Raw genomic sequence first — 26,010 nt, forward strand, 5'->3', positions numbered from 1 at the left:
TTTACATCCCACCCCCCCCCCAACCCGGCCGCCCCCCGGGTTCGGGGGCCGCGCCCGCTCCCACAACCCAGTTGCAGCAACAATTGCAGCCATCGCCGCCGCCGCCGATACTCGGCGCGGCCATGAATCCGCTTTCTCCCACTCTCCTGCAGGACGCAACCGACATCCCGGTGATGGTCGGCTTCAGCGGCGGCCTGGATTCGACAGTGCTGCTGCACCTGCTCGCCAACGCGCCGGGGCGCCAACCTGGCAGCCTGCGCGCCTTGCACGTACACCATGGCCTGCAATCGGTCGCCGATGACTGGCAGCAACACTGCATCGAACTCTGCGCGCAATGGAACATCCCGCTGCAGGTAGCCCATGTCGATGTGCCTAGAGACGCCGGCCGCGGCCTGGAAGCCGCCGCGCGCGATGCGCGCCATGCCGCCTTCAAAGTCCATCTGGGCCAAGGCGAGTGGCTTGCATTGGCCCATCATCAGGACGACCAGGCAGAAACCTTCCTGCTGCGTGCCCTGCGTGGCTCCAGCGTGGATGGGCTCGGCGCGATGCGCGGGCAGCGCGACTTCGGCCCCGGCACGCTGTGGCGGCCGCTGCTGAACGTGCCGCGCGCCGCGCTGGAGGCCTATGCACAACAGCAGCAACTGCACTGGATTGATGATCCCAGCAATGACAGCGCGGATTTCGACCGCAATTTCCTGCGCCTGCAGGTGATGCCGCTGCTGCGTCAGCGCTGGCCGCATGCCGCTGCGGCGATGGCACGCAGCGCAGGCCTCGCGGCGCAGGCGGCGCAGTTGTTGGGCGGCAATGACGCCGACCTGCTGCAGCAATGTCTGGGCAACGGCGACACGCTGCAGCTCAGCCCGCTCAAGCAGCTCAGCGCTGCGCAGCAAGCCCGCGTGCTGCGCCTGTGGGCCCAGCAGCAACGGTTGCCGCCGCTGCCGGCCAAGGGTGTGCAGGCAATCCAGCAACAGCTGCTGACCGCCGATAGCGACCAGCAGGCTGAATTCCGCTGGCAACGCGCACGGGTCGTACGCTGGCGCGATCAACTGCATGCCGCCCCCTTGCTGCCGGCTTGGCCCAAGGGCTGGAGCCAGCAATGGAACGGCGCCGAGCCGGCGCGGCTGCCCGATGGCGGCATGCTGTTCCTGCACGGCGCAGCGGCGTTTGATCAACCCCTGCTCCTGCGCCAACGCCAAGGCGGCGAGCGCATCCAGCTGGCTGGGCGCAACCACAGCCACCAGCTCAAACACCGCCTGCAGCACTCGGATGTGCCACCGTGGCTGCGCGCGCAACTGCCGCTGCTATGCGATGGCGACAGCGTGCTGGCGGCCGCTGACCGGGTCATCTCGGCGCCGCTGCAGGCCTGGTTGCAGGCGCACGGCGGCCATCTTGAATGGCAACCGCCAGATCCGGTGAATTGACCCTTTCCCGCTGCCCGCTCACACTTGCGCCATGGCAAAGAAGTCCCCCAATGAAACCTCGCCGGTGGCCCACTTCGAGCAGTCGCTTGAAGAACTGGAGCAACTGGTCGAGAAGATGGAAGCCGGCGACCTGAGTCTGGAACAGTCGCTGACCGCATACGAACGTGGCGTTGGCCTTTATCGCCAGTGCCAGCAGGCGCTGGAACAGGCCCAGCTGCGCGTACGCCTGCTCACCGACCCGGGCCAGCCGGAAAAGTCCGAACCCTTTGAAAGCAGTGGCAATGAAGACTGACGCCCTGCTCACCCGCTGGCTTGAGCGCACCGAAGAACAGCTGCAGGACGCCCTGCCCGACCCGGAGCTTGCCCCGCAACGCCTGCACCAGGCCATGCGCTATGCGGCGCTGGGCGGCGGCAAGCGCATGCGGCCGATGCTGGTCTATGCAGCCGGCTACCTGTTCGCGGCCGAAGAAGCGCGCCTGGATGCCGCTGCGGTAGCAGTCGAGCTGATCCACGCCTATTCGCTGGTACACGACGACCTGCCGGCAATGGACGATGACGACCTGCGCCGCGGCCGCCCGACCACCCATATCGCCTTTGACGAGGCCACCGCGATCCTCGCCGGCGATGCCCTGCAGACCCGCGCCTTTGAGATCCTCGCCGACGCCTGGATGCCACCGGCATTGGCGCTGAACTGCATAAAGACATTGGCAGGCGCCTCTGGCGCCAGCGGCATGTGCGGTGGGCAGGCCCTGGACATCGACGCTACCGGTCAACAACAGGCATTGGCTGATCTCAAGCATATGCATGCGCTGAAGACCGGCGCGCTGATCCGCGCGGCAGTGCGCATGGGCGCGTTGTGCGGCGAGGCCAGCGACGCCCAGCTTGCACAGCTGGACAGCTTTGCCGACACCTTGGGCCTGGCCTTCCAGGTCCGCGACGATATCCTCGATGTCGAGGCCAGCTCCGAGCAGTTGGGCAAGACCGCCGGCAAGGACCAGGCCCAGGACAAGTCGACCTTCCCCTCATTGCTGGGCATGGACGGCGCCAAGGCGACCCTGGCCGAACTGGCAACCGCGATGCAGGCAGCATTGATTCCGTTCGGCCAGCGTGCGGCAGCGTTGGCGGCATTGGCCGAACTGACGGTACGTCGCTCGCATTGATTCGGGGTTTGTGGGAGCGGCGTCAGCCGCGAAGTTGGCACTGCCTGCATGGCCGCGAACGGCCAACCCCTCCCCAGCCCTCCCCTTGCCTTCGGCAAAGGGAGGGGGCAAAGCGGCAAAGCCGCACTGCACCCAAACGCACAAAAACAAAAAGCCCGGCTTTCGCCGGGCTTTCTGCCAAACAACCTTCGCGCCGATTACTTGATCAGGCGGATGGTCATCGGATAGCGATAGGTCTCGCCCTTGTTGGCCGCCAGGCCAGCAAGAATCGCGAACACCAGGCCACCAATCCATGCCACGGCATAGGTCAGGAAGCCGATCAGCACGACCATCAGGATGCCGCTGATGAAGTACGCGCCCAGCAGCGTGAGCTGGAAGTTCAGCGCTTCCTTCGAGTTTGCATTCAAGAAGGCCTTTTCCGGCTTGTCCTTGTTCACCAGCCAAACGATCAGCGGCACGATGAAGCTGAAAAAGATGCCCGACAGATGCACCAGCATTGCAATGCTGTTGTCGTCGGAAGCACCGGCGCTGGTCGGCGGCGGCGGCGGAGTGTTCTGGTAATCGCTCATTGTTCCCCAAGATCCTTGTAAAGGGCGTATCAATATTGGCTGACAGCTATAGGGAGCGCACTAGCTCCCACATAAGAATAGTCCGCTGTTTACCAAGACTGCGTCAATCATTACCTGCCACGGTCATTTTGCCGACCAGGATCGAGCCGACCGAGACATGCGAGCGCTTATCCACGTCGGTGCCCACCGCTTCAATACCGGCAAACATCTGCTTGAGGTTGCCGGCGATGGTGATGCCGTCCACCGGGTAGGCGATCTGCCCGTTCTCCACCCAGAAACCACCGGCGCCGCGCGAGTAGTCGCCGGTGATGCCATTCACGCCCTGCCCCATCAGTTCGGTCACCAGCAGACCGGTTCCCATACCTGACAGCATGGACGCGCGATCGCCTGCATTGGCCTTCACTTTCAGGTTGTGCACGCCGCCGGCATTGGCGGTGGTCTGCAGGCCCAGCTTGCGCGCCGAGTAGCTGCCCAGGATGTAGCGCTGCAATACGCCGTCGGTGATCAGGGCCGAATTGCGGGTAGCCACGCCTTCGCCGTCGTAGGAACTGGAACGCAGGCCGCGACGCAGCAGCGGCAACTCGTCAATGCCAAACCACTCCGGGAACAGCTGGGTGTCCACGCTGTCGAGCAGGAAGCTGGCACGCCGGTACAGCGCGCCGCCAGACACCGCGCTGAGCAGGTGGCCTACCAAGGAACGCGCCATTTCCGCAGCGAACAGCACCTGCACCTCGCCGGTCGGCAACGAGCGCGGCTGCAGCCGCGCCACGGTGCGCTCGGCCGCACGCAGGCCTACCGCCGCCGGGTCGTCCAGGTCTTCGCGGGCGATGGCGCTGGTATACCAGCCATCGCGCTGCATGCCGTCGCCCTGCCCGGCAATCAGCGCGCAGCCGATGGAATGGTGGCTGCTGCGATCACGGCCGATGAAGCCATGCGAGTTGGCGTAGACCGACACGCTCTGCGCGGTGGAGGCCGAGGCGCCGTCGGAGTTGCTGATGCGGCTATCGCTCTGGCGGCCTGCCGATTCGCAGGCCAGGGCCAGGTCCAGCGCCTGTTCGGCAGTGAGCTCCCAAGGGTGCCAACCGTCCAGATCGGGGAATTCGGTGGCCATCAGGGCCGGGTCGGCAAGACCGGCGGCAGGGTCATCTTCGGTATGCCGGGCGATCGCGCAGGCCTGCGCCACGGTGGCTTCCAGGCTGGACTCCTGCAGGTCGGCGGTGCTGGCACTGCCCTTGCGCTGGCCGAAATACACGGTCACCGCGATGCCGCGGTCGTGGGTAGCCTCGACCGTCTCGACCTCACCCAGGCGCACGTTCACATCCAGACCGCGGTCCTCGCTGCAACTGACCTCGGCCTGGCTGGCGCCCATCGCGCGGGCCCGCTCCAGCAACCGCTGGGAGATGCCGGTCAACCGCTCCAGGCGCTGCAGGCTGTCGTCGACGGCAGGGTTTTGGGTGCTAATGACGTTCAATGCTTTATCCTTGGTGGCCGAATCCCTTCACATCTGCCCGGTCTTGCCTGACTGGCGGCGGTGTGACGGGGATCCCTCGTGAAGCCCGGCGAGCGCCCGGCTTTCCTGTCATGAAGTTTAGTAGGTAGCAGTGCGATGCGCGGACGCGATCAAGAAACCGGTGAATTTTTGGGCGAAAGCCGTAGCCAGAACCGGCGCGAAGCGCTGGAGGTGCTGGCGCTGGGCGAAACCCTGGTGGAGCTGACCCCGGCCCAGCTGGCACGCCTGCCTATCCCGGAAGGCATGCTGGAACACATCGAGTACACCAAGCGCATCACCTCGCACGGTGCCCGCAAGCGCCAGCTGGCGTTCCTTGCCAAGCAGATGCGCCGCGAGGAAGACGAAACCCTGGAAGCGATCCGCGACGCGCTGGACGCCAACAGCGAGACCTCGCGCCGTGAAGTGGCCATCATGCACCGCATGGAGCGCTGGCGTGAGCGTTTGATGACCGAGGGCGACGTCGCCCTGGGTGAGCTGCTGGACGAGCACCCGGAAGCCGACCGTCAGGGGCTGCGCACGCTGGTCCGCAATGCGCTGGCCGAGAAAGCCAAGAACAAGCCGCCGCGCGCCTACCGCGAGATCTACCAGGTACTGCGCGAGCTGATGCTGGTGCCGGTATTGAGTGCGGCTGCGGAAGTTGGCGGCGGTGATGACGATGCTGATGATGTGGATGACGACGACGCGCAGGATTGATCTGGGTTGAGGGGGTTTGCTGCTGGTTTGGTTCTGTAGCGAAAAGCTTCCCCTCATCCGCCCCTTCGGGGCACCTTCTCCCGCAAGCGGGAGAAGGAATTGCAGAGCTGCAGTTCGAACTGACGCCACAGAATTCCAAATGCCAGCTGTCCCTTCTCCCGTTTACGGGAGAAGGTGCCCGGAGGGCGGATGAGGGGGGCTCTTCAACCGCACCCTCAAGCCTGCGTGCCACCCACCGTCAGCCCATCAATCAGCAACGACGGCTGGCCGACACCGACCGGCACGCTCTGCCCGTCCTTGCCGCAGATGCCCACGCCTTCATCCAATGCCAGATCGTTGCCGATCATGCGCACCTTCTGCATGGTCTCCGGGCCGTTGCCGATCAGGGTCGCGCCCTTCACCGGCGCGGTGATTTTGCCGTCTTCGATCAGGTAAGCCTCGGTCGCCGAGAACACGTACTTGCCACTGGTGATGTCGACCTGGCCGCCGCCGAAATTGACCGCGTACAGGCCCTTTTTCACCGAACGGATCATCTCCTGCGGATCATGGTTGCCAGCGCGCATATAGGTATTGGTCATGCGCGGCATGGTCATGTGCGCGAAGGATTCGCGGCGGCCATTGCCGGTCGGCGCAACGCCCATCAAACGCGCGTTGAGCGTGTCCTGCATGTAGCCGACCAGGATGCCGTCCTCGATCAGGGTGGTGCACTGGGTCGGTGTGCCTTCGTCATCGATGTTCAAGGAGCCACGGCGCCCATCCAGAGTGCCGTCATCGACGATGGTCACACCCGGTGAGGCCACACGCTCTCCGATCCGGCCGGCATAGACACTGGTGCCCTTGCGGTTGAAGTCACCTTCCAGACCGTGGCCGACCGCTTCGTGCAGCAGCACGCCCGGCCAGCCCGGGCCAAGCACCACCGGCATCACCCCGGCCGGGGCCGGAATGGCTTCCAGATTCACCAGCGCCTGGCGCAGTGCCTCGCGGGCAAAGGCTTCCGGGCGTTCGCCTGCAAACAGTTCCTGGTAGCTGTAGCGGCCGCCGCCACCGGCATAACCGGACTCGCGACGACCGTTCTGTTCAACGATGACCTGCACATTGAGCCGCACCAGCGGGCGTACATCGGCCGCCAGCACGCCGTCGCTGCGCGCGATCAGCACCGTATCGACACCACCGGACAGGCTCACCATCACCTGCTGCACACGCGTGTCCGCCGCGCGCAGGTAACGGTCCAGGCGCTTGAGTACTTCCACCTTGGTTTCGTTGCCGATGCTGTCCACCGGGTCCAGCGCCGGGTACAGCGCGCGACCGGTGCCGCGCACCAGCGAGCGCACGTTCTGTTCGCCGCCCTCGCGGGAGATCGCCCGCGCCGACTGCGCCGCCGCCAACAATGCGGCCGGCTGGATGTCGTCCGAATACGCAAAACCGGTCTTTTCACCGGCTATCGCGCGCACACCGACGCCTTGTTCGATCGAATGCGCACCGTCCTTGACGATGCCGTCCTCCACGCTCCAGCTCTCCCGGCGCGAATGCTGGAAGTACAGGTCACCAAAATCGATACCCGGCCCCAACAAGGTGCCAAAGGTGCGTTCCAGACGATTGGCATCCAGCCCTGAAGGCAGCAGCAGGCGGGTTTCGGCGAGCGTGAGAGCGTTTTCGGTCATGTCAATCCAGATGGGGGCAGACCCGCCTCATGCAAGCCTGCAGTGATTCAGGGGCTGCCTGCAGCCCCGGGTGTAACCGCCGGCGGCGGCATGCGGGCCGCCTCACGGTCCAGCACTTCGACCTTGGGATCTTTCCAGGGCCCGGTCACCTTATAGGTCTTGGAGCCGATTTCGCCCAGCGGCTTGCCCAGCACCGCATTGGCTGCGGCACCTACCGCAGCGCCCACTGGACCGCCGGCCACCGCGCCTACCACGGTCAGCAGATTGCCCGAGCGCGGGTTCACATCGATGGTCTGGTTGAACTGCTGGGCAACCAGATCCGCTTGGCCGCGGATGGTGATTTCCGCTGCCGGCGCCTCAATGGCGATCTTGTCGGTGCTGGCCTGGCCATTGCCGAAGCGCATCGCGCCTTCGACGTGGTTGAACGCCAGGCCCTTGGAAAACAGGTCGCGGAAATCAAACAGCAAGCGCCGTGGCAGCTGCGCCACGCTGAGCAGGCCAAGCACGCGGCCGGCGCCCGGGTCCACTTCCAGCAGCTGGCCGTTGCGCAGGTCCAGATCCAGGCCACCTTCCAGGCTGGCCAGGTTGAAGGCCATCGGCCCGCCCTGCCAGCCTGCCTGCAAGCGTGCCTTGCCTTGCCCGCCCCGCAATTGGCCGGCGTAGCCCAAACGCTGCAGCAGGTCGCCGAGGTCTTCGCTCTGTACGTCCGCCGTTGCCTGGGTGCGCGCCTGCGCGCCCATTCCACGCCACTGCCCGTGCACGTCGATGACCTGCTTGGGCGCGCGTATCGCCAATTCCTGTACCTGCAGGCCGTCGCCGGTCGGTCGCGTGCGCAGCCGGGTCTGGCCGAGTTTGATCGCGGCAAACTGCAGGTCGTCGATATCCAGTGCCAACGGTGGGATGTTGGCCGGATTGATGGGCTCGGCCGGGGTGTCGCTGGACTCGGCCGTTGCCGCTGCGGCAGGCTGCCAATACACCCGCGCCAGCTGCCCGCTGACCGTGCCGCCATCGGCGGTTGGCACGCGCAGATTGCCGGCAAGCGCCGGGCCATCGAGCTGCACCGCGACCGCATCGGCACCCGGGCGCAGCTGCAGCCGGGTCTGCGCAAAACGCCCGCCCACCATCATCAGCTGGTCGGCCAGTACGTCCACCTGTTTCAGTGCCACGCCGCCGTCGCTGCCATTGCTGTCGCCGCCACGCGCCAGGGTGATCCACTCCAGCGCATCCAGCGAGGGCGTGCGGCCATTGACCACCAGACCCTCGGCCGGCGGTTCGTGATCGACGCGGTCATTGCCCATGGTGACCTGCACGCCGGTCTTGCCGTTCTGGCTGCGTGCGGCCAGCGCCATCAATTTGCCGAAGGAGACATCGATACGCCCGGCGCCCATCGGCAAGGCAGCCTGCACCGTGGTGGTCAGGGCATCGGCGGCGGGCTTGTTCAAGGGCGCCGGCAGCTGCAGGCGGGTGCCCTGCAGGTCCGAGCGCAGCGTCAGCAGCGTCGGCGGACCGCTGCGCGCAGCTGCCGCCACCTTGGGCAGGCTGACCCCGACCGTCCATGCCGAAGTGCCATGTACATAGGGCTTGAGCCACGCCAACTCCGGCGCGCGATCCAACAGCTTGCCCGCATCCAGGTCCGCGCTCAGTTCGGCCTCGAACGCATGGGCAGGATCCTTCACCGGCTTGCCGGCGCGCAGCGCCAGCACGCCGTCACGTTCCTGATGCCGCACCTGCAGCGCCGGCGCGTCGAAGCCCTCGCTGCTGTACTGCGCCTTGCCGCGCACGCCGTCGAACTGCAGGTCCCAGCGTTTGTCGGCCATGCGCATGCCACGCAGATCGATATCACCCTGCAGGTGGCCGGCGCTGTCGTGATGCAACGGCAGCAACAGGTCAAAACTGACAGCAGCCGGCCCGCTCACTGTCAGATTGTCCAGCGTGTCGCCATAGCTGGCCTGGAGCGGTGTCTGCCGCAGCATCGCCAGCAGACGCGCACTTTCATCCACCGTGCTGGCCTGCACCTCCAGCTTGGATTCACGGAAACTGGCGATGCCCGCACGCAGCTGATCGACCTTGACCCCGGCCAGATCGCCGCGCCCATGCAGATCGAAGCCGCCGCCGACGAAGGTGATATCGGCGTTGACGTGCTGCATCAACGGCCAGTCCTGCTGGAAGCGGATGGCGCCGTCATCGATGCGGCCGCCGGCCTCGAAACGGCCGTTGTTGCCGGTGAACGGCCAATCGTCCAGATCGCCCACCGCCAGACCGGTGCCGCCGCGCAGGGTGCCATCCACCAGCGCCGCATCCAGCCACTTCACTGCCGCCTCGCTCATGTTCGAGCGCACCCAGAACTGCTTGGCAGCGGTCATAGGTACGTCGTCGATCTTGGCCGCCAGGTTGATCCACGGCCGGGTGCCGTCGCCCTGGAACCACAAGCCGCCGCGTATGTCAGCGGCATAGTTGAGGCCCTGCATGCGCAGCGCAGGCGTGCCCACCTGCCAGCCGGCACCTTCGCGCCAGCCGACCAGGTCACCGGAGAGTTGCAGCTCATGCAGCACGCCGAAGCCGGTGGGCCAATCAAAGCGCACCACGTGATCGGGCTTCAGCGCGAGCGAGAACGCCTGCGCGTCGCCTTCAAAATGGCCGCGCAGGCCACTGATTCCCGGGCTGCCACCGACCGGCGCGAAACTGGCATCGAGCAGCTCGCCACTGCCACGCACCGCGCCATCGGCAGTTCCCAACAGACTGATATCGGCAAAGCGCAGCGAGGGCTGCGAGCGCTGCAGCCAACGCCGCAGGCTGGGTTCGAGCCGGTCGCTGAGCGCTGCCACCTGCAGCAGCGGGCCGGCATCAAGTTGCTTGCCCTGCACCGCAAAATGTTTTCCACCTGCCAGCAGCAAGCCGTCCAGGGTCTGGGTAGCGCCGTTGGCTGCGATCCGCAGACGTGGCGCGTCAAGCCGCCAGCCGCCGTCGATGGCCTTCCAGCGCGCGCGCAGCTGCAGGTTGCTGAATGCCAGGCTTGGCGGGGCGTCACCTGCCTGCAGCGGCGCACCGGCCAACTGCACGGCTTCCAGCTCGCCTTCGGCGGTGACTGCCACTACCCGCTTGTCACGCAACTGCACCCAGCCCTGCAGCTCGCCCTTGCCCTGGCGTATCTGCAGCCCGGCGAACTTCAACAGCGGTGCCCACGCGCCCAGCTCGGCGGGATCGGCCGAAAACCAGGCCTGCCCGTCCCCGCGCTGGCGTTGGAAATCCAATACCGCAGTGACCGGTGCGGCGCCGGTATCGATCCAGCCCTTGGCACCCACCCGCAGGCGTTGCCCATCCACGCGCAGGCGCAGGTCGATGCGCGGGACGCGGGTCTGCAGACCGATCGACGGTGCCTGTATCTGCAGCTGGCCACCAATCACCTGCAGCTCTCCGAGCCTGCGCAGGGTTTCCAGCGGATCGCCGCCGGCCTTGGAACTGGGCAAGCCGCGCACCGACCAGCGGCCGTCATCGTCACGTTGCAGGGTCAATGCCAGCCCGCGCAGGCGCAGCTCGGTCAGCGGTGCGCCGGGCAGCAGGCCCGAATACACCGCCACCAATACTTCGGCCTGACCAATGCGTACGCCGTCACCTTCGCCAATCCGCAGCCCATCGAGTTGCAGCAGCGGGCCGCGCCGGGTCCAGCGCGTATCCAGGCGGTCGAAGGCCACCGGCTGGCCGGCGCGCTCGCTGAGCCAGGCGGCAACCTTGTCCGGATGCGCCTCCACCATCGGCAGCAGCTGGCTGACCGTGCCCACCAGCAGGGCAACGCACACCAACGCCATCGCCAATGCCATCAAGGCGTAGCGACGGAAGCGGCGTAGGCGGTGGCGCAACAACGTTGTCATCAGCTCACTTCGTGCTTCCGTGCCGCGAAGTGAGCGTGCTCAGAGCAGCACGACATCGAACTGCTCCTGCAGGTATTGATCATCGGCCTGGAAGCGGATGCTCTTGCCCAGGAACTCCTCCAGCTCGGCGACCGCGGCCGACTCTTCGTCGGTGATGCGGGCAACCACTTTGCTGGAGGCGATCACCAGCAGGCGCGCGGCCTCGAACTGACGCACGGCGCGGGTGATCTCGCGGAAGATTTCGTAGGTGACGGTCTCGGCGGTCTTGATGCTGCCGCGGCCGCTGCATTGCGGGCAGGTTTCCGACAGCTGCCGTTCCAGGCTCTCGACCGTGCGCTTGCGGGTCATTTCCACCAGACCCAGCGGCGAGAAGTCGTACACCGTGGTCTTTGCGTGGTCGCGGGCCAGTGCCTTTTCCAGCGTGCGCAGCACCTGGCGGCGGTGTTCGGCGTCATCCATGTCGATGAAGTCGATGATGATGATGCCGCCCAGGTTGCGCAGCCGCAGCTGCCGGGCCACCGTCTGCGCCGCTTCCAGATTGGTGCGGAACACGGTCTCTTCGAGATTGCGCTGGCCAACGAAGGAACCGGTGTTGACGTCGATGGTGGTCATCGCCTCGGTCTGGTCGATGACCAGGTAGCCGCCGGATTTGAGCGGCACCTGCTTGTTCAAGGCGCGGACGATCTCGTCCTCGACCCCGAACATGTCGAAGATCGGGCGGTCGCCGGTATACAGCTCCAGCTTCTCGCCCAGCACCGGCATGTATTTGGCGACAAAGGCCTGCAGCTGGCCGAAAGTTTCCTTGGAGTCGACCTTGACCTTGTCCACGTCCTTGCGGATCAGGTCGCGCACCGAACGCAGCGGCAGGCTCAGGTCTTCATAGATGATGCTGCACGGCGGTGCTTCGCGGCCACGCCGCTCCACCACGGCCCACACCCGCGACAGATAGGAGATGTCTTCGGCCAGCGCCTCGGCCGGCTGGCCTTCGGCGTTGGTGCGCACGATGTAGCCGTAGCCGCCGTGCTGGGCCGAAATTTCGGTCACCAGCGATTTCAGCCGTGCGCGCTCGCCTTCATCCTCGATCCGCGCCGACACGCCGACCATCTTGGACTGCGGCAGCAGCACCAGATAACGCGACGGGATGCTGATCTGGGTGGTCAGGCGGGCGCCCTTGGTGCTGATCGGGTCCTTGACCACCTGCACCACCACGTCCTGACCATCGCGCAGCAGCTCGACGATCGGCACCGAGGACGGCAGTGGCAGGCTGGGCGCGGTTTCGTCGGTATCGGCGGCAACCGGCGCCGGCCGCACCACATCGTTGGCGTGCAGGAACGCAGCGCGGTCCAGCCCCACCTCGACGAAGGCCGCCTGCATGCCCGGCATCACCCGCTGCACCTTGCCCTTGTAGATGTTGCCGACCACGCCCCGGCGCCAACCGCGCTCGATGTGCAGCTCCTGCAACATGCCATTTTCGATCACAGCCACGCGGGTTTCGCGCGGGGTGACATTGACCAGAATTTCTTCGGACACGTCCTTCACTCCCCCTTGTCCATGGAATCGTCACCCGCTCCGGCGGCAAACGCCGCCAGCAGCGCAGCGGTCTGTTGCAACGGCAGCCCCATCACCCCGGAGTAGCTGCCAGCCAAATGACTGATGAAACGCTCCGCGCCGCCCTGGATGGCATAGCCACCAGCCTTGCCCATCGGTTCACCGGTAGCGACATAGGCCTGGATCTGCGCCGCACTCATCGGCGCGAATGTCACCTCCGAGACCACTGTCTCCAGCGCGTGGCGCCCGGCGGCGGCCAGGGCCACCACGGTGATCACCCGATGCGTGCGCCCGGCCAGGGAGGCCAGCATCGCCGCCGCATCGGCGGCATCGGCCGGCTTGCCGTAGACCCGATCGCCCAGCACCACCTCGGTATCCGAGCCCAGCACCACTGCCTGCGGATCGTCGGCGACCAGCGCCAGGCCGGCCTGCGCCTTGTCCAAGGCCACCCGGCGCACGTAGGCTTCAGCGGGTTCACCTTCCGCCCGCACTTCAGGCACGTCCAGATCCAACGTCCGGAATGGCACGTCGAGGCGGGAAAGGAGTTCGTTGCGGCGGGGGGAACGGGAGGCGAGATAAAGCATCGCGGAAGCATAACCTGCGGCGGCTGGCTGAATGATCGGCAAAGCAGTCAAAGTCACTGCAACCCCGAGCCGGCTCACCACCCGTTCATCGCCCCGTAGTCACTTTCACGATCCAGCCAAGGAGGATCACCATGCGCCGTACTGCCCTTGCTCCACTGTTGTTGTCCCTGTCACTTGCCCTGGGAGCCTCGATGACCGCTCACGCCCAAACTGTGCCCACCGCCGTTGCCAGTGATGCCACCTTGCTCAATGTCTCGGCCCAGGCCGAAGCGCACCGGGTTCCAGACATCGCCACGCTGTCGGCTGGCGTGGTCACCCAGGCCGTCGATGGCAACACCGCCATGCGCGAAAACGCCGTGCAGATGGACAAGGTGATGGCCGCGATCAAGGCCGCTGGCATCGCCGAGCGCGACATCCAGACCAGCGGCATCAACCTCAGCCCGCAGTACCGCTACGCCGAGAACGAGCCGCCGAAGATCACCGGCTACCAGGCCAACAACACCGTCAGCCTGAAGGTGCGCGACATCACAAAACTGGGCAAGGTGCTGGACAGCCTGGCCGCGCAGGGGGCAAACCAGATCAATGGCCCCAGCTTTGAAATCGACCAGCCCGAGCCGGTCTATGACGAAGCCCGCCTGGCCGCGCTGAAGAAGTCCCAGGCCCGCGCCGAGACCTATGCCAAGGCACTGGGCCTGCGCGTACGCCGCATTGTCAGCATCTCCGAGGGCAACCAGGGCGGCTTCCGGCCGATGCCGATGATGGCCATGTCCGCCGGCCGCAGCGCCAAGGCGGAAATGGACACCGCCGTGTCGCCAGGCGAAACCACCGTGTCGGTCAACCTGGACGTGGTGTTCGAACTGGGCCGCTGAGCCCGCTTGCGATCGCAACCGGAACGGCGCCTGCGGGCGCCGTTTTTGTTTTGGTCATCGACCTTGCCGGCCCGCACTCGCGGCTGTCCGGTGCAGGAGCGGCGTAAGCCGCGAAGCTGACGCCGCTGAAGTCCCTTGGCAGCTGTGCCATCTGCAGATGTATCTGCTTCGCGGCTGACGCCGCTCCTACAAAAGCTGCATATCCATCTGCTTCGCGGCTGACGCCGCTCCCACAAGGACCCACCTGCGCACCATCAAGCTGTCCGCCAGCTGACCGGAAACAATCCCCCCGCTTGTCGAGCGCACCGATAACAGGCGCACTGCAGCTACGGGACCGCAGTCAGCAACCCCGTCCCGTGTCATCGCGCGTTGTTCTCTGTCACACGCCCACGCATGGAGGTGGTACATGGTCCGCACGCAACAACACCGCAGTCCGTCCCTGCACGTAGAACCCTCGCGCATCCTCGCCTACAGCACCGCGCTGGCCCTGCACGCATTTGCTTTGGGGCTGTTGCTGATCCCGCTGTCACAGGTGCCGATCCACAGCGATGCGGTGCGCGAGCGCTGGCAGGTGCCCGACGCCAAACCCATCGTCCCCAACCCACCTGCGCCACCGGTCGACGTGCCGGTAACGTCCACGCCTTCACCACCACGGCAGCCGGCGCTGGCCACACCGGTGGACCACGCACCGATGCCGGTCTTCGCCACCGAAGCGGTAGTCACCGCACCAGTGGATGTAGCCCCGGCCATCGACAATCTGCCGGCCAGTGATTCGACCGCTGTTTCCACACCGCTGCAGGGTGTGCAGTTGCGCTACCTCAAGGCACCGCCGCCGGGCTATCCGCGCGATGCCCTGCTCGCCGGTGCGCAAGGCACGGTGACTCTGCGGGTATTGGTGGACGTGGATGGCACGCCACTGGAAGTGAGCGTCGAGCACAGCAGCGGCAACCGCAGTCTGGATACCGCCGCACGCAATCAGGTGCTGCGTCGCTGGAAGTTCCAACCCGCTACCGATGGCGGCCGCCCGGTGCAGGCCTATGGCTTGATCCCGGTCGACTTCAAACTTGGCTGAACAGGGCGTATCGCCCCTTATGGCAGCGCTATCTAAACGCTGCCATAAGAACCGCCAAACTGTCTGTGGCTATTAATGATTATTTCACTGCGTCGTCACCCATGGGAAACCTAGATTCGCGGCCGTCGATGTTCTTTGGCCGCGCTCTGGCGGCCTTCTTGCCGCTGTACCCTGGAGAGAGACCGTGAAACATTCGACCTACCCCCGCAGCAACCGTCTCAGCGACGCCATAACAGGCAATCTCACCCGTCTTCTGCTTGTCCCCCTGACCCTGGCAGCGACCGCACCGCTGGCCATGGCGCAGGACGAAAAAGCCACCAACCTGGACCGGATCACCGTCACCGGCTCCAACATCCCTCGCGCCACCACTGAAACCGCTTCGCCGGTGCAGGTCATCACCCGGCAGGAAATCGACCGTACCGGCAAGGCCACCATCGCCGAGTACCTGCAGACCCTTACCGCTGATGGTGCAGGCTCCATTCCCAAGAGCTTTGGTACCGGCTTTGCCGGCGGCGGCTCGGGCATCTCCCTGCGCGGCCTGGGTGCAGCCTCGACCCTGGTCCTGCTCAATGGCCGCCGCATGGCGCCTTATGGCTTGGCCGATGACGGCCAGAAAGTCTTCACCGACCTGAGCGTCATCCCGATGGATGCGGTCGAGCGGGTGGAGGTGCTGAAGGATGGCGCGTCGGCCATCTACGGTTCCGACGCCATCGCCGGCGTGGTCAACATCATCCTGCGTCGTGACTTCACCGGCGCCATGCTCAAGGCGTCCTACGGCACCTCCGGCGACAGCGACGGCAACGCCCGCAAGGCATCGTTGACCGCAGGCGTTGGCGATCTGGACACGGATGGCTACAACGCCTTCGTCAGCATCGACCTCAGCAAGACCGATGACATCCGCATTTCCGATCGCCGCGACCGCAAATGGATCGGCAATGGTGACCTTGGCCGCTACGGCTTTGATCGCGTGGCAGGCGGGCAGTTCTTTCCGCTCAATGGCGCCATCACCGCAGGCGGCACCGTCGCCGGCAACTCGCCGGTCGGCAGCATCCGCGACCCGGCAACCGGGCTGTATCAGTCGCTGCCCGGCTGTGCCCAGTTCTCCAACATCAGTCCGGCCGATGCAGGCGGTGGCTGCCTTTGGGAAACCCAGGATTTCCGCAGCCTGAGCCCGAGCGAGGAGTTCGGCAATCTGTTCGCGCGCGGCACCTTCGTGTTGTCGGACAACTACGAGATGTACGGTGAGTTCGGCTACTCGAAGAAAAAGAACGTGTTCTACAACACCCCCAATGGCGTCTCCGGCACCTGGGGTTACCCGGGCGGCCCGGTCAATGCCAGCAGTGGCCCCGGCGCCACGGTACTGGGTGCCGGCCACCCCGATAACCCGTTGGGCGTGGACGCACGTCTGCGCTACGCAGCCTTCGACGTCGGCCCGCGCGTGACCACCAACACCAATGAGTTCACCCGCTTCCTGGTTGGCGTAAAGGGCACCGCAGGCGAATGGGATATCGATACCGCCTATCTGCACTCGGCGACCCAACTGGTCAACGAACGCACAGGCTTCCTGCGCTACAGCCATGTCCGCACCGCATTGACTGATCCCAACAGCCCGGTGGGCTGGTGGCGTATTGGCGCCAATGCAGGGCTGAACTCGCAGGCGCTGTATGACTACATCTCGCCAACCATCCATGCCAACGCATCAACGTCGTTGGATATGATCGATTTCAAGGCCACCCGCAGCCTTGCCGATCTGGCCGGCGGCCCCTTGGGCTTTGCATTCGGTGCCGAGTACCGGCGGCAGAAGGCCAACCTCGACCCGCAGAGCTACACCGATCTGGGCGACATCATCGGCCTGGGCTATTCGGCCTACAAAGGCACCCAGGAAGTAGCCGTTGCCTACACCGAAGTCGTCGCACCGGTGCTGGAATCACTGGAATTGTCCGGCGCACTGCGCGTTGATAAATACAAGGGCGGCGACACCGCCACCACGCCGAAAGTCGGTTTGAAGTGGACCCCGGCCGACTGGATCGCGCTGCGTGCCACCTATGCCGAAGGCTTCCGTGCACCGGGTCCGGCGGAAGCTGGTGATGGTGGACAAGCCGGCTTCAGCACTGCGCGCGACCCGGTGCGCTGCCCGAGTGGCACCCCGGCCCCCGGCGCAACCGCTGCGGACTGCGCGGTCAATCTGGCCGTCATCACCTCGCCCGACCCGAACCTGAAACCCGAGAAGTCCAAGAGCTACACCGTTGGTCTGGTATTGGATCCGACCTCAAGCACGACGATGACCTTCGATGCATGGCAGATCAAACGCACCAATGAGATCAACAGTGGCGATACCGACCTGGCCTTGGCTGCCGGCAATGGCATCCGCTCGGACAACGACCTGCCAGGCATTCCCAACAGCGGCAGCTTGTTGGCGGTAAGCGTTGCCTATATCAACTCCGCAGCAACCACCATCCGCGGGTTTGACTTCGACATCCGCCAGCGAGTGGAACTGGGCAACTACGGCAAACTGTTGATGGACCTGCAGTGGACCCGCATCAACTCGTTCGAGCGCGACGATGGCACCGGCACCGTGTTCCAGTACGCCGGCACCCACGGCAACTGCGATGTCACCAATTGCATCGGTACGCCGAAGGACCGTCTGAACTTCGGCCTGACCTGGGACATGGACCGTTTCAGCATCAGCAGCATCGCCAATTACATCGGCAGCATGGACAACGTTGCCTTTGAAGGTGACAGCTGTGCCAATCGCTATGGCGATGGCTCCGACGCACCGCGTGGCTGCGAACTGCGCGCGTTCTACACCATCGACCTGTCCGGCCGCTGGCGTGCAACCGATGCGTTCGAGATCTTCGGCTCGGTGCAGAACGTCACCGATCGCATTGCGCCGCTGGATCCACAGACCTATGGCGCGGTCAACTACAACCCGCTGCATTACAGCGGCGCGGTTGGCCGTTACTTCACCCTGGGTGCCAAGTACACGTTCAAGTGATGTTGCCGACCCCGGCGCCGACTGCGCCGGGGTTGCTTGAACCGCGGACAAGAAAAAACCCGCATCTGACGATGCGGGTTTTCTTTGAATCTTGGCGCCCGAAGTTGGACTCGAACCAACGACCCCCTGATTAACAGTCAAGTGCTCTAACCGGCTGAGCTATTCGGGCGGGGAGGCGCATTCTATACGTTAATTACGCGCGATGGTAGGGGTGATTGGCCAACATCGCTGCTGCGCGATACAACTGCTCGGCAACTACCAGCCGAACCAGCATATGCGGCAAGGTCAGCGGGCCTATCGACCACTTCTCATCGGCCGCTGCGGACACCTCGCTGGCATGCCCTTCCGGGCCACCAATCAGGAATGCCAGGTCGCGCCCCTGCGTGCGCCAGTGTTCCAGCCGCTGCGCCAGCTGTTCGGAACTGAGCTGCCGGCCGGGCACGTCCAGTGCCACCACGTAGGGATTCTTGGGTAGCGCGGCCAGTACCCGCTTGCCTTCGTCCTCGATCGCGCGTTTGGGATCGCGGCCCTTGCCGCGCAGGCCCGGCTCGATTTCCACCAGTTCCAGCGGCAGCCAGTGCGACAAGCGCTTCTGATATTCGGCAAAGCCCTGCGCCACCCAGGCCGGTGCGCGTTCGCCGGTGGCGATCAATCTGGCTTTCATGCGTGGCCTCCTGTCAGCCGGCACAAACGAAGACGGCGCCCTGCGGCGCCGTCACAGAATCAGGAACAGTGGGGCTCAGCCCGCATCCTGCTCGTCTTCGTCGTCATAGGCAGAGCGCGGCTGGTCGCCAACGGTCCACAGACGCTCCAGCGCATACAGCTCGCGCACGCGCGGCAGCATGACGTGGACGATGACGTCGCCCAGGTCCACCAGCACCCACTCGGCTTCGCGCTCGCCTTCGACACCCAGCGGCATCACGCCCAGGTTCTTGGCGAAACGCACGACTTCTTCACCGATCGACTTGACGTGACGGGTGGAGGTGCCGGAGACCACAACCATGTAATCAGCGACGCTGGACTTGCCACGGACGTCGATCTCGACGGCATCCCGGGCCTTGATCTCTTCAAGGGCGGAATGGACGGACGCCAACAGGGCCGGCACGGAGGGTGCCGGGTTGGGCATTTGGGTCTTGATGACTTGGGCTTCGGTGGTCAAAGCAGCAGAACTCGATGAATTAAGGGGAACGATTATAGAGAACCTGGCCGCCGCCGGCATTCACACCGTTGCGGCGCTGCCATACAGGCCTTGGGCAAGGATGTACTCCGCCACGGCCGAAGGCAACAAATCGCGCCATTGCTGACCGCCATTGGCGATCAGCGCGCGCAGCGCGGTGGCCGATTCTGAATGCAGTGGCTGCCGCAGCCGCCAGACCCGCCCCGCCGGGGCATCGGCCAGGGCCTGCGCCGAACCGGCCCAGGCACCGTTCAGGCGCTGCGCCAGCGCTGCCGGCAATGCGCCGTCCAGGCCGCTGCCAGGGCGTTCAGCCACCACGATATGCGCAAGATCGAGCAGATGTTCCCATTCATGCCAGCTGGGCAGGCCGAGCAGGCTGTCGGCCCCCATCAGCATTGCCAGCGGACGCTGCGGGCCAATCTGGGCGCGGATCTCGCGCAGGGTGTCCACCGTCCACGAGGGCACACCAGGCAGCCGCGCGGCACGCTGCAGCTCGCGGGTGTCCACCTGCAGTGCGGGCTCGCCAGCGACCGCCAGCTCCAGCATGTGCGCGCGTTGAGCGGCATTGGCGCCGGGTGGCGCACGATGCGGCGGGTCGGCGGCCGGCATCAGGTGAACCGGCACCTGCAGTTCGGCAGCGGCGCAGCGGGCGATGGCCAGATGGCCGTTGTGCACGGGATCGAAGGTGCCGCCGTACAGCAGCCACACGCCCCGCTGCCCGGCAGCGGCCGCCAGCGGCGGCCCGGCCACGTCAGCGCACGCCACGGACAAGCAGGCGCACCGCGCGGGCTTCGGCCAAGGCGATCAGCAGGCGCTCCAGGGCCAGCCAGGGATCGCCCTCGGCGCGCCCCTTGGCCATGCGGTCCACCTGCGATGCTTCGGCGAGGAAGCGCTCCCAGCGGCGCGGATCGGGATGGCGCTGCAGCGCCCGCTTGAAGGGCGCCTGGCGTGACTCCCAGATGCCCTTGGATTTCATTTCCGCGCCCAGATTGCCGCCACTGGCCTGTACCCGCGCCAGCCCGGCGGTGATCAGCAGCTCGCGAATCAGGATCGGCATCAAGGCGGCCACCGCCTCACCTTCGGCGCGCAGCCCAGCCAACATCCGCAGCACGGCCGGTGCCTGTCCGGAGAAGGCGGCATCGCTGAGCCTGAAAACATCGTAACGGGCGGCATCGGCCACCAGCGATTCCATCTTGGCCACATCCAGCGGCTGGCCATCGGCCAGCAAGGCCAGCTTGTCGATTTCCTGCGCGGCGGCCAACAGATTGCCTTCAACCCGTTCGCTCAATCGCTGCACGGCAGCCGGATCGGCGCGCAGGCCCTTGCTGCGCAGGCGGCGTTCGATCCAATCGGCGAGCTCGTGCGGCTTGATTGCCCAGGCCACCGAGAGCACCCCGGCCTTGTTGACCGCTTCGGCCCATTTGCCCTGGTGTGCCTTGCTCCATTCGCCGGCGGTGATCAGCAGCACCACGTCCGGCGCGGGCCGCGCACAGAAGTCGCTGATCACCTCGGCGCCCTCTTTGCCAGGCTTGCCATTGGGCAGGCGCACCTCGACCAGACGGCGGGCGCTGAACAGGCTGGGCGCATTGAAGCTGGAGGACAGCTGCCCCCAGTCGAAATCGCGGCCATCGGCATCGAATACTTCGCGTTCGCCAATTCCGTCGGCACGCGCCTTGGCACGCACCGCATCGGCGGCTTCAATCACCCGCAACAGTTCGGGGCCGGCAATCAGGTACACCGGCGCCAAGGGCTGGGCGCTTATCTGGCTGGCCAGCTGTTCCGGTCGCAGTTCCATCGTTCAGGCCTGCTGCGGCTGTGCAGCGCCTAGCGGCGCCAACTCAGCGCACCCCGCCTGCAGCATCGGGCTTGGGCTCGGGCGCGGCAGCACCCTCCGCCGGCACCGGGGCGTGCAGGGCTTTCTCCAGATCGGCGCGGACCACGCTGTCGATGCGGCGCAGGATGGAGGCCGACATTTCACGGCGCAGTTCGTCGGCCAGGATTTCGCGTTCGGTCGTGGTGCCGGTGGCGTCCTGCGGCGGCGACACGTAGTCACGCGACAGTTCCACCGCCTGTTCCGGCACGATCACCGTGCCATCGGGGCGGGTGAACATGAACACCACTGCGTAGCGCAGGCTGTATTCCTGGGCACGGCCCTGGGCGTCGATGGCGATGGGCAGGTCGCCCCAACGCTCGGAACGGATCTGCAGACGCGCAGCGCCGGACCGCTTGCCGGCGGCGGCCAGCGTGTCGCCTTCTTCAAGCACCGTAGCGCCGGAGGCGCGCAGGCCACGGTTGAGGAGTTTGACCAACTCGCTGTAACGCACCGCTGAATCCACCTGCACCGCCGGCATATCGGCAGGCAGCGCGAGCTTGTTACGCAGATGGAAGCCGCAACCGGTGAGGCTGGCGGCGAGAATCAGGGCAGTCAGGTATCGAGTCATGCACACAGTCTGGATGAGCCGGCCGGGGGCGGCAACAGGCAGCAAGCCTGCCTGATGCCGCGTGAACAGCGCTTGAGATACCCGTTGCGGCTTACGCCGCAACGATATTGACGATCTTGCCGGGCACGATGATGACCTTGCGGATGGTCAGGCCATCGAGGAACTTCGCCGTATTCGGCTCTTCCTTGGCAAGGACTTCGATCTGCTCGCGCGAGGTATCGGCAGCCACGTCGATGGTGCCACGCAGCTTGCCGTTGACCTGCACCGCCAGGGTCAGGGAGTCCTTGACCAGCGCCGCCGTGTCCACCTGCGGGAACGGTTGGTCTTCCAGCAGCGTTTCAGCGTGACCCAACAGCTGCCACATGCCGTGACAGGCATGCGGAGTGATCGGGTTCAACAGCAGCACGGCCGCCTGCAGGGCTTCCTGACGGACCGCACGGCCCTGCGCGCTGGCATCGTCGAACTTGGCCAGTGCATTCAACAATTCCATCACCGCAGCGATGGCGGTGTTGAAGGAGTGGCGGCGACCGTAGTCGTCGCTGACCTTGCCGATGGTTTCGTGGGTCTTGCGACGCATCGCCTTCTGCTCGGCACTGAGTGCTGCAGTATCCAGCGTCGGCGCAACACCATCGGCAACGTGCTTGTGCACCATCGCCCACAGCCGGCGCAGGAAGCGCGCCATACCGTCGACGCCGGCCTCGTTCCACTCCAGCGACTGTTCCGGCGGTGCGGCGAACATCGAGAACAGGCGCACCGTGTCGGCGCCGTACTTGGCCACCATGGTCTGCGGATCGACGCCGTTGTTCTTGGACTTGGACATCTTCTCGGTGCCGCCGATCACCACCGGCTGGCCATCCGTGCGCAGGGTCGCGCCGGTGATGCGGCCACGTTCATCACGCACCGTATCCACGTCGGCCGGGTTGAACCAATCCTTGGAACCGTCGCTGTTCTGGCGGTAGAAGGTTTCGGCAATCACCATGCCCTGGCACAGCAGATTCTGCGCCGGCTCGTTGCTGTCCACCATGCGCGCATCACGCAGCAGCTTGTGGAAGAAACGGAAGTACATCAGATGCAGGATGGCGTGCTCGATGCCACCGATGTACTGGTCCACCGGCAGCCAGTAGTTGCCACGCTTGTCCACCGCCTCACGGGCGCCGGGCGAGGTGTAACGGGCGTAGTACCAGCTCGACTCCATGAAGGTGTCGAAGGTGTCGGTTTCGCGCTCGGCCGCGCCGCCACAATCCGGGCAGGTGGTCTTGCGCCATTCCAGGTCAGCCTTGATCGGCGAACCGGTACCGTTGAGGGTCACGTCTTCGGGCAGGATCACCGGCAGCTGGTCTTCCGGCACCGGCACCGCGCCACACTTGTCGCAGTAGATCACCGGGATCGGGCAGCCCCAGTAGCGCTGGCGGCTGACGCCCCAGTCGCGCAGGCGGTAATTGACCCGGCGCTGGCCCTGCGCCTTGCGTTCAAAACGCTCAGCCAGTGCCTCGAACGCGCCCTGGAAATCCAGGCCGTCGAACTCGGCCGAATTGACCAGCTCGGTTTCGCGGCTCTTGTCGCCGTACCAGTCCTGCCAGCGCGTGTCGTCGTAGTTGCGTTCGTCGTCGTTCTTCGGCGACTTCAGCGCGATGACCTGCTTCTTGGCCAGGTTGTACTTTGTGGCGAACTCGAAATCACGCTGATCGTGACCCGGAACCGCCATCACCGCGCCGGTGCCGTAGCCCATCAACACAAAGTTGGCGACCCAGATCGGCACCTGCTCGCCACTGACCGGGTGGATGGCGCGCAGGCCGGTGTCCATGCCGCGCTTTTCCTGGGTTTCCAGTTCAGCCTCGGAAACACCACCCTGCTTCAGCTCGGCCAGCAATGCGGCCAGCTGCGGGTTGTTCTTGGCGGCGTGCACGGCCAGCGGGTGTTCGCCGGCAATGGACACGAAACTCACGCCCATCACGGTGTCCGGGCGGGTGGTGAACACGCGCAGCGGATCCAGTGCAGCGCCGTCCAGATCGCGCACGTCGAACTGGATTTCCAGTCCTTCGGAGCGGCCGATCCAGTTGCGCTGCATGGTCTTGACCGAATCCGGCCAGCCCGGCAGTTCGTCCAGGCCGTCCAGCAGTTCCTGGGCGTAATCGGTGATGCGCAGGAACCACTGCGGGATCTCGCGCTTCTCGACCAGGGCGCCAGAACGCCAACCGCGGCCATCGATGACCTGCTCATTGGCCAGCACGGTGTTGTCGACCGGGTCCCAGTTCACCACCGAGTTGCGGCGGTAAGCCAGGCCCTTGCGCATCAGCCGGGTGAACATGCGCTGCTCGTGCACGTAGTACTCGGGTGTGCAGGTGGCGAACTCGCGCGACCAGTCGATCGCATAGCCCATGGCCTTGAACTGGCCACGCATGTGGGCAATGTTGGCGTAGGTCCACTTGGCCGGCGCGGTCTTGTTCTTGATCGCGGCATTTTCGGCCGGCAGGCCGAACGCATCCCAGCCCATCGGCTGCAGCACGTTGAAACCCGTCATGCGCTTGTAGCGGCTGATGACGTCGCCAATGGTGTAGTTGCGCACATGGCCCATGTGCAGCGCACCGGACGGGTACGGAAGCATCGACAAGCAGTAGTACTTCGGCTTGTCCGAGGTTTCGTTCACCTCGAATGCTTTCTCGGCCTCCCAGAATTTCTGGGCGGCGGCTTCAACCTGCTGGGGATCGTAGATATTCGGTTCGACGCTGGACATGTCAACGCTGGGCAACGGCAAAGCGGCAAAGGGTACCGCAGTGCATCATTGCACTCCAATCAGCACGCCTACCTGCATCACCCCAGGGCCGCAGGTCATTGAAATATAGAGGTTTTAAAAAAACAGGTTTTACCTGGAACTGCTGCCGACGCGTTACTTGCGCGTGCCCTGCCCCGGCAATCCCAGGTTTGCGGCCTCTACCGCTCAGCTCCGTGCCGGCGCCAGCCGCGCTGCCGCCAACAACCACAGCAGCCAGCCCAGGAACGCCAGCCGCTGCGCCATCGCCACCGGCATCGCGATTTCGAACAAGAACGCACTGCAGACCATCCACAGCGCACAGACAATGGTCAGTGTCGACAGCGTGCGCCAGCCGGCGGCCTTGCCCGCAGCAAAACGCAAGGCAATGGCTGCAGCAGTGAACGCCAGCAACCACAGCAACCAGGCACTGGCGTGGAACTGGCTGGCGCGGTTCTCGATATCGTCCACGTCCAGCGGAAACAGGCCCATCGCGGCAAAGGCGATTGCGCCCAGCAGCAGCATCTGCCCGCCAACCCGCAACGGACGCGGCGCGCTGGCCGGCATGCGCAGGATCAGGTCCAGCATCACAATCGCCGCCAGCACGCCTGGCACTACAAAGCCGAGCAGACTGAAGGCGGTGCCGCCGGGAATGCCGCGCGCGCCCAGCAGCGACACCGGATGCAGCATCTGGTCATAGCCCTGCAGCTGCGCGCCAAAGCCGGCTACCGCCGCAATGAAGACCACTACCGCCAGCGGCCCAGCCCAGGCCATTACCTTGTTCCACTTCAACACAGCACACCTTGCCAGGCTCTGGCCGGGGCACAGCTGCCACGGCTACCGGCCGCCATTGTGAGGGCAGCAGGCGACATTCGCATCGCCTGCCGCGCTCATAGCGCCCTCAACCGCCCATCCCGGCAATCTCCACGCGGCGGTTCGGCGCCAGACAATCCAGCAGCGCCTGCCCGCTAACCTGCTCGCACTGCACCAGTGCCGCGCTGTTGCCCCGCCCTTCGGCATGCAGTGAGGTTGCTGGAATGCCCTGCTCGACCAGGTAGCTGCGCACGCTCTGTGCGCGGCGTTTGGACAGCTCCAGGTTGTAAGCATCGCTCCCGATGCGATCGGTGTAGCCGATTATGGTGAGCGAAGCCTGCGCACTGCGATCCTTAAGCTGCTGCAGGAGTTCATCCAGACGTGCGCGACCGGCTGCCGACAGGTTGGCGCTATCGAAAGCGAACAAGGCATCTGCCGAAATCCGCAGCGGCGCAACCACCTCCGGCGGCGGAGGCGGTGGTGGTGCGGGTGGTGCGGGAGCCGGCTCCAGCAACGCGGCGCAGCTTGCTGGTTGCCACGCCTGGCCGCTGGCAACGCCGTCCGCGTCAAACCGGACCTGGAACTGGCATCGAATCGGCTCGGCCCCTACCGAACGCCGAAAATTGAAGACGTAGTTCCACTCCCGCACCCCCCACAAACCTTCATTGAACTGCGGCGTACCCAGCAGCGCCTGGATCTGACGCTTGTTCATGCCCGGCGCGTACTGCCGCAGGTTGTCCAGATTCACGTAGGTGCCCCCGGCCGGATAGGCACGCGCCGGGTCCGGAAATTCTTCGCGCACCTGGCCCTTGCCACAGGCGGTGAGGGTTGCCAGCAAGGCCAGTACGGTCCATTTCGTGTTCATAGCGTCCTCGATGC

Annotated in this window: 21 protein-coding genes and 1 tRNA gene; 7 read left to right on the top strand and 15 right to left on the bottom strand. The window is 65.3% G+C overall.

The window, feature by feature from the left end; genetic code table 11:
- The first annotated feature begins 122 nt into the window (after nucleotides 1-122).
- The 3 genes from tilS to ACVOKO_RS12075 are packed head-to-tail and all read left to right on the top strand — an operon-like array spanning nucleotide 123 to nucleotide 2,581.
- Entirely contained in the window at nucleotides 123-1,421 is a 1,299-nt protein-coding gene (tilS, locus tag ACVOKO_RS12065; RefSeq protein WP_346499150.1) for a tRNA lysidine(34) synthetase TilS, read from the top strand.
- A gap of 31 nt (nucleotides 1,422-1,452) precedes the next feature.
- Complete coding sequence (locus ACVOKO_RS12070; RefSeq protein WP_346499151.1) at nucleotides 1,453-1,713, top strand: exodeoxyribonuclease VII small subunit; 261 nt, start codon at nucleotides 1,453-1,455, stop codon at nucleotides 1,711-1,713.
- Nucleotides 1,703-2,581 carry a polyprenyl synthetase family protein gene (locus tag ACVOKO_RS12075; RefSeq protein WP_346499152.1) on the top strand — a complete coding sequence of 293 codons (879 nt, stop codon included), beginning with the start codon at nucleotides 1,703-1,705 and terminating at the stop codon, nucleotides 2,579-2,581. The genes ACVOKO_RS12070 and ACVOKO_RS12075 overlap by 11 nt, the downstream gene beginning before the upstream one ends.
- A gap of 197 nt (nucleotides 2,582-2,778) precedes the next feature.
- On the opposite strand, the gene ACVOKO_RS12080 is transcribed toward ACVOKO_RS12075, so the two are convergent.
- Both ACVOKO_RS12080 and pmbA read right to left on the bottom strand, forming a co-directional pair.
- The gene (locus ACVOKO_RS12080) at nucleotides 2,779-3,150 is read right to left on the bottom strand and encodes a DUF4870 domain-containing protein (protein WP_057627087.1); all 372 of its coding nucleotides are present in this window, start codon (nucleotides 3,148-3,150) and stop codon (nucleotides 2,779-2,781) included.
- A 103-nt stretch (nucleotides 3,151-3,253) separates the two neighbouring features.
- Nucleotides 3,254-4,621 (bottom strand): metalloprotease PmbA, encoded by a 1,368-nt coding sequence (pmbA, locus tag ACVOKO_RS12085; RefSeq protein WP_346499153.1) that lies wholly within the window; start codon nucleotides 4,619-4,621, stop codon nucleotides 3,254-3,256.
- 135 nt (nucleotides 4,622-4,756) lie between these two features.
- Between pmbA and yjgA the strand changes: the two genes are divergently transcribed.
- Nucleotides 4,757-5,353: a ribosome biogenesis factor YjgA gene (gene yjgA, locus ACVOKO_RS12090; RefSeq protein WP_346499154.1), complete on the top strand. Its 597-nt coding sequence runs from the start codon at nucleotides 4,757-4,759 to the stop codon at nucleotides 5,351-5,353.
- A gap of 215 nt (nucleotides 5,354-5,568) precedes the next feature.
- On the opposite strand, the gene tldD is transcribed toward yjgA, so the two are convergent.
- Genes tldD through ACVOKO_RS12110 form a run of 4 tightly spaced genes read right to left on the bottom strand, consistent with a single transcriptional unit; the run spans nucleotide 5,569 to nucleotide 13,015 of the window.
- Nucleotides 5,569-7,014, bottom strand: coding sequence for a metalloprotease TldD (gene tldD / locus ACVOKO_RS12095; protein ID WP_346499155.1), 1,446 nt, complete (start codon nucleotides 7,012-7,014; stop codon nucleotides 5,569-5,571).
- Nucleotides 7,015-7,061: 47 nt separating this feature from the next.
- Entirely contained in the window at nucleotides 7,062-10,883 is a 3,822-nt protein-coding gene (locus ACVOKO_RS12100) for a YhdP family protein (RefSeq protein WP_346499156.1), read from the bottom strand.
- A gap of 39 nt (nucleotides 10,884-10,922) precedes the next feature.
- Entirely contained in the window at nucleotides 10,923-12,413 is a 1,491-nt protein-coding gene (rng, locus tag ACVOKO_RS12105) for a ribonuclease G (protein WP_057627141.1), read from the bottom strand.
- 5 nt (nucleotides 12,414-12,418) lie between these two features.
- The gene (locus ACVOKO_RS12110) at nucleotides 12,419-13,015 is read right to left on the bottom strand and encodes a Maf family nucleotide pyrophosphatase (protein WP_346499157.1); all 597 of its coding nucleotides are present in this window, start codon (nucleotides 13,013-13,015) and stop codon (nucleotides 12,419-12,421) included.
- A gap of 131 nt (nucleotides 13,016-13,146) precedes the next feature.
- Here ACVOKO_RS12110 and ACVOKO_RS12115 point away from each other — a divergent pair, with 131 nt between their 5' ends.
- The 3 genes from ACVOKO_RS12115 to ACVOKO_RS12125 all read left to right on the top strand — a co-directional run bounded on the left by ACVOKO_RS12115 (nucleotide 13,147) and on the right by ACVOKO_RS12125 (nucleotide 17,951).
- Nucleotides 13,147-13,884: an SIMPL domain-containing protein gene (locus ACVOKO_RS12115; RefSeq protein ID WP_346499158.1), complete on the top strand. Its 738-nt coding sequence runs from the start codon at nucleotides 13,147-13,149 to the stop codon at nucleotides 13,882-13,884.
- Nucleotides 13,885-14,290: 406 nt separating this feature from the next.
- Nucleotides 14,291-14,956 (top strand): energy transducer TonB, encoded by a 666-nt coding sequence (locus ACVOKO_RS12120; RefSeq protein ID WP_346499159.1) that lies wholly within the window; start codon nucleotides 14,291-14,293, stop codon nucleotides 14,954-14,956.
- A gap of 184 nt (nucleotides 14,957-15,140) precedes the next feature.
- Complete coding sequence (locus ACVOKO_RS12125; RefSeq protein ID WP_430980767.1) at nucleotides 15,141-17,951, top strand: TonB-dependent receptor; 2,811 nt, start codon at nucleotides 15,141-15,143, stop codon at nucleotides 17,949-17,951.
- A 92-nt stretch (nucleotides 17,952-18,043) separates the two neighbouring features.
- Here ACVOKO_RS12125 and ACVOKO_RS12130 read toward each other — a convergent pair.
- From ACVOKO_RS12130 to ACVOKO_RS12170, 9 genes are all read right to left on the bottom strand, one after another.
- Nucleotides 18,044-18,120 (bottom strand) — tRNA-Asn (locus tag ACVOKO_RS12130).
- A 24-nt stretch (nucleotides 18,121-18,144) separates the two neighbouring features.
- Entirely contained in the window at nucleotides 18,145-18,615 is a 471-nt protein-coding gene (gene rlmH, locus ACVOKO_RS12135; protein WP_346499160.1) for a 23S rRNA (pseudouridine(1915)-N(3))-methyltransferase RlmH, read from the bottom strand.
- A 75-nt stretch (nucleotides 18,616-18,690) separates the two neighbouring features.
- Nucleotides 18,691-19,110, bottom strand: a complete 420-nt coding sequence (gene rsfS, locus ACVOKO_RS12140) for a ribosome silencing factor (RefSeq protein ID WP_346499161.1) — start codon at nucleotides 19,108-19,110, stop codon at nucleotides 18,691-18,693.
- A 60-nt stretch (nucleotides 19,111-19,170) separates the two neighbouring features.
- Nucleotides 19,171-19,836 carry a nicotinate-nucleotide adenylyltransferase gene (gene nadD / locus ACVOKO_RS12145; protein WP_430980768.1) on the bottom strand — a complete coding sequence of 222 codons (666 nt, stop codon included), beginning with the start codon at nucleotides 19,834-19,836 and terminating at the stop codon, nucleotides 19,171-19,173.
- Nucleotides 19,837-19,879: 43 nt separating this feature from the next.
- On the bottom strand, nucleotides 19,880-20,923 hold the full coding sequence (gene holA / locus ACVOKO_RS12150; RefSeq protein ID WP_346499162.1) for a DNA polymerase III subunit delta: 1,044 nt from the start codon (nucleotides 20,921-20,923) through the stop codon (nucleotides 19,880-19,882).
- A gap of 43 nt (nucleotides 20,924-20,966) precedes the next feature.
- Nucleotides 20,967-21,569 carry an LPS-assembly lipoprotein LptE gene (locus tag ACVOKO_RS12155; RefSeq protein WP_346499163.1) on the bottom strand — a complete coding sequence of 201 codons (603 nt, stop codon included), beginning with the start codon at nucleotides 21,567-21,569 and terminating at the stop codon, nucleotides 20,967-20,969.
- Between the two features lie 91 nt (nucleotides 21,570-21,660).
- A complete protein-coding gene (gene leuS, locus ACVOKO_RS12160; protein WP_346499164.1) occupies nucleotides 21,661-24,303 on the bottom strand; it encodes a leucine--tRNA ligase in 2,643 nt (880 codons plus the stop codon).
- A gap of 204 nt (nucleotides 24,304-24,507) precedes the next feature.
- Nucleotides 24,508-25,110 (bottom strand): DUF998 domain-containing protein, encoded by a 603-nt coding sequence (locus tag ACVOKO_RS12165; protein ID WP_346499165.1) that lies wholly within the window; start codon nucleotides 25,108-25,110, stop codon nucleotides 24,508-24,510.
- A gap of 109 nt (nucleotides 25,111-25,219) precedes the next feature.
- Complete coding sequence (locus tag ACVOKO_RS12170; RefSeq protein WP_346499166.1) at nucleotides 25,220-25,996, bottom strand: OmpA family protein; 777 nt, start codon at nucleotides 25,994-25,996, stop codon at nucleotides 25,220-25,222.
- Nucleotides 25,997-26,010: the final 14 nt, after the last annotated feature.

The organism is Stenotrophomonas sp. STEN240 (genome assembly GCF_056756175.1).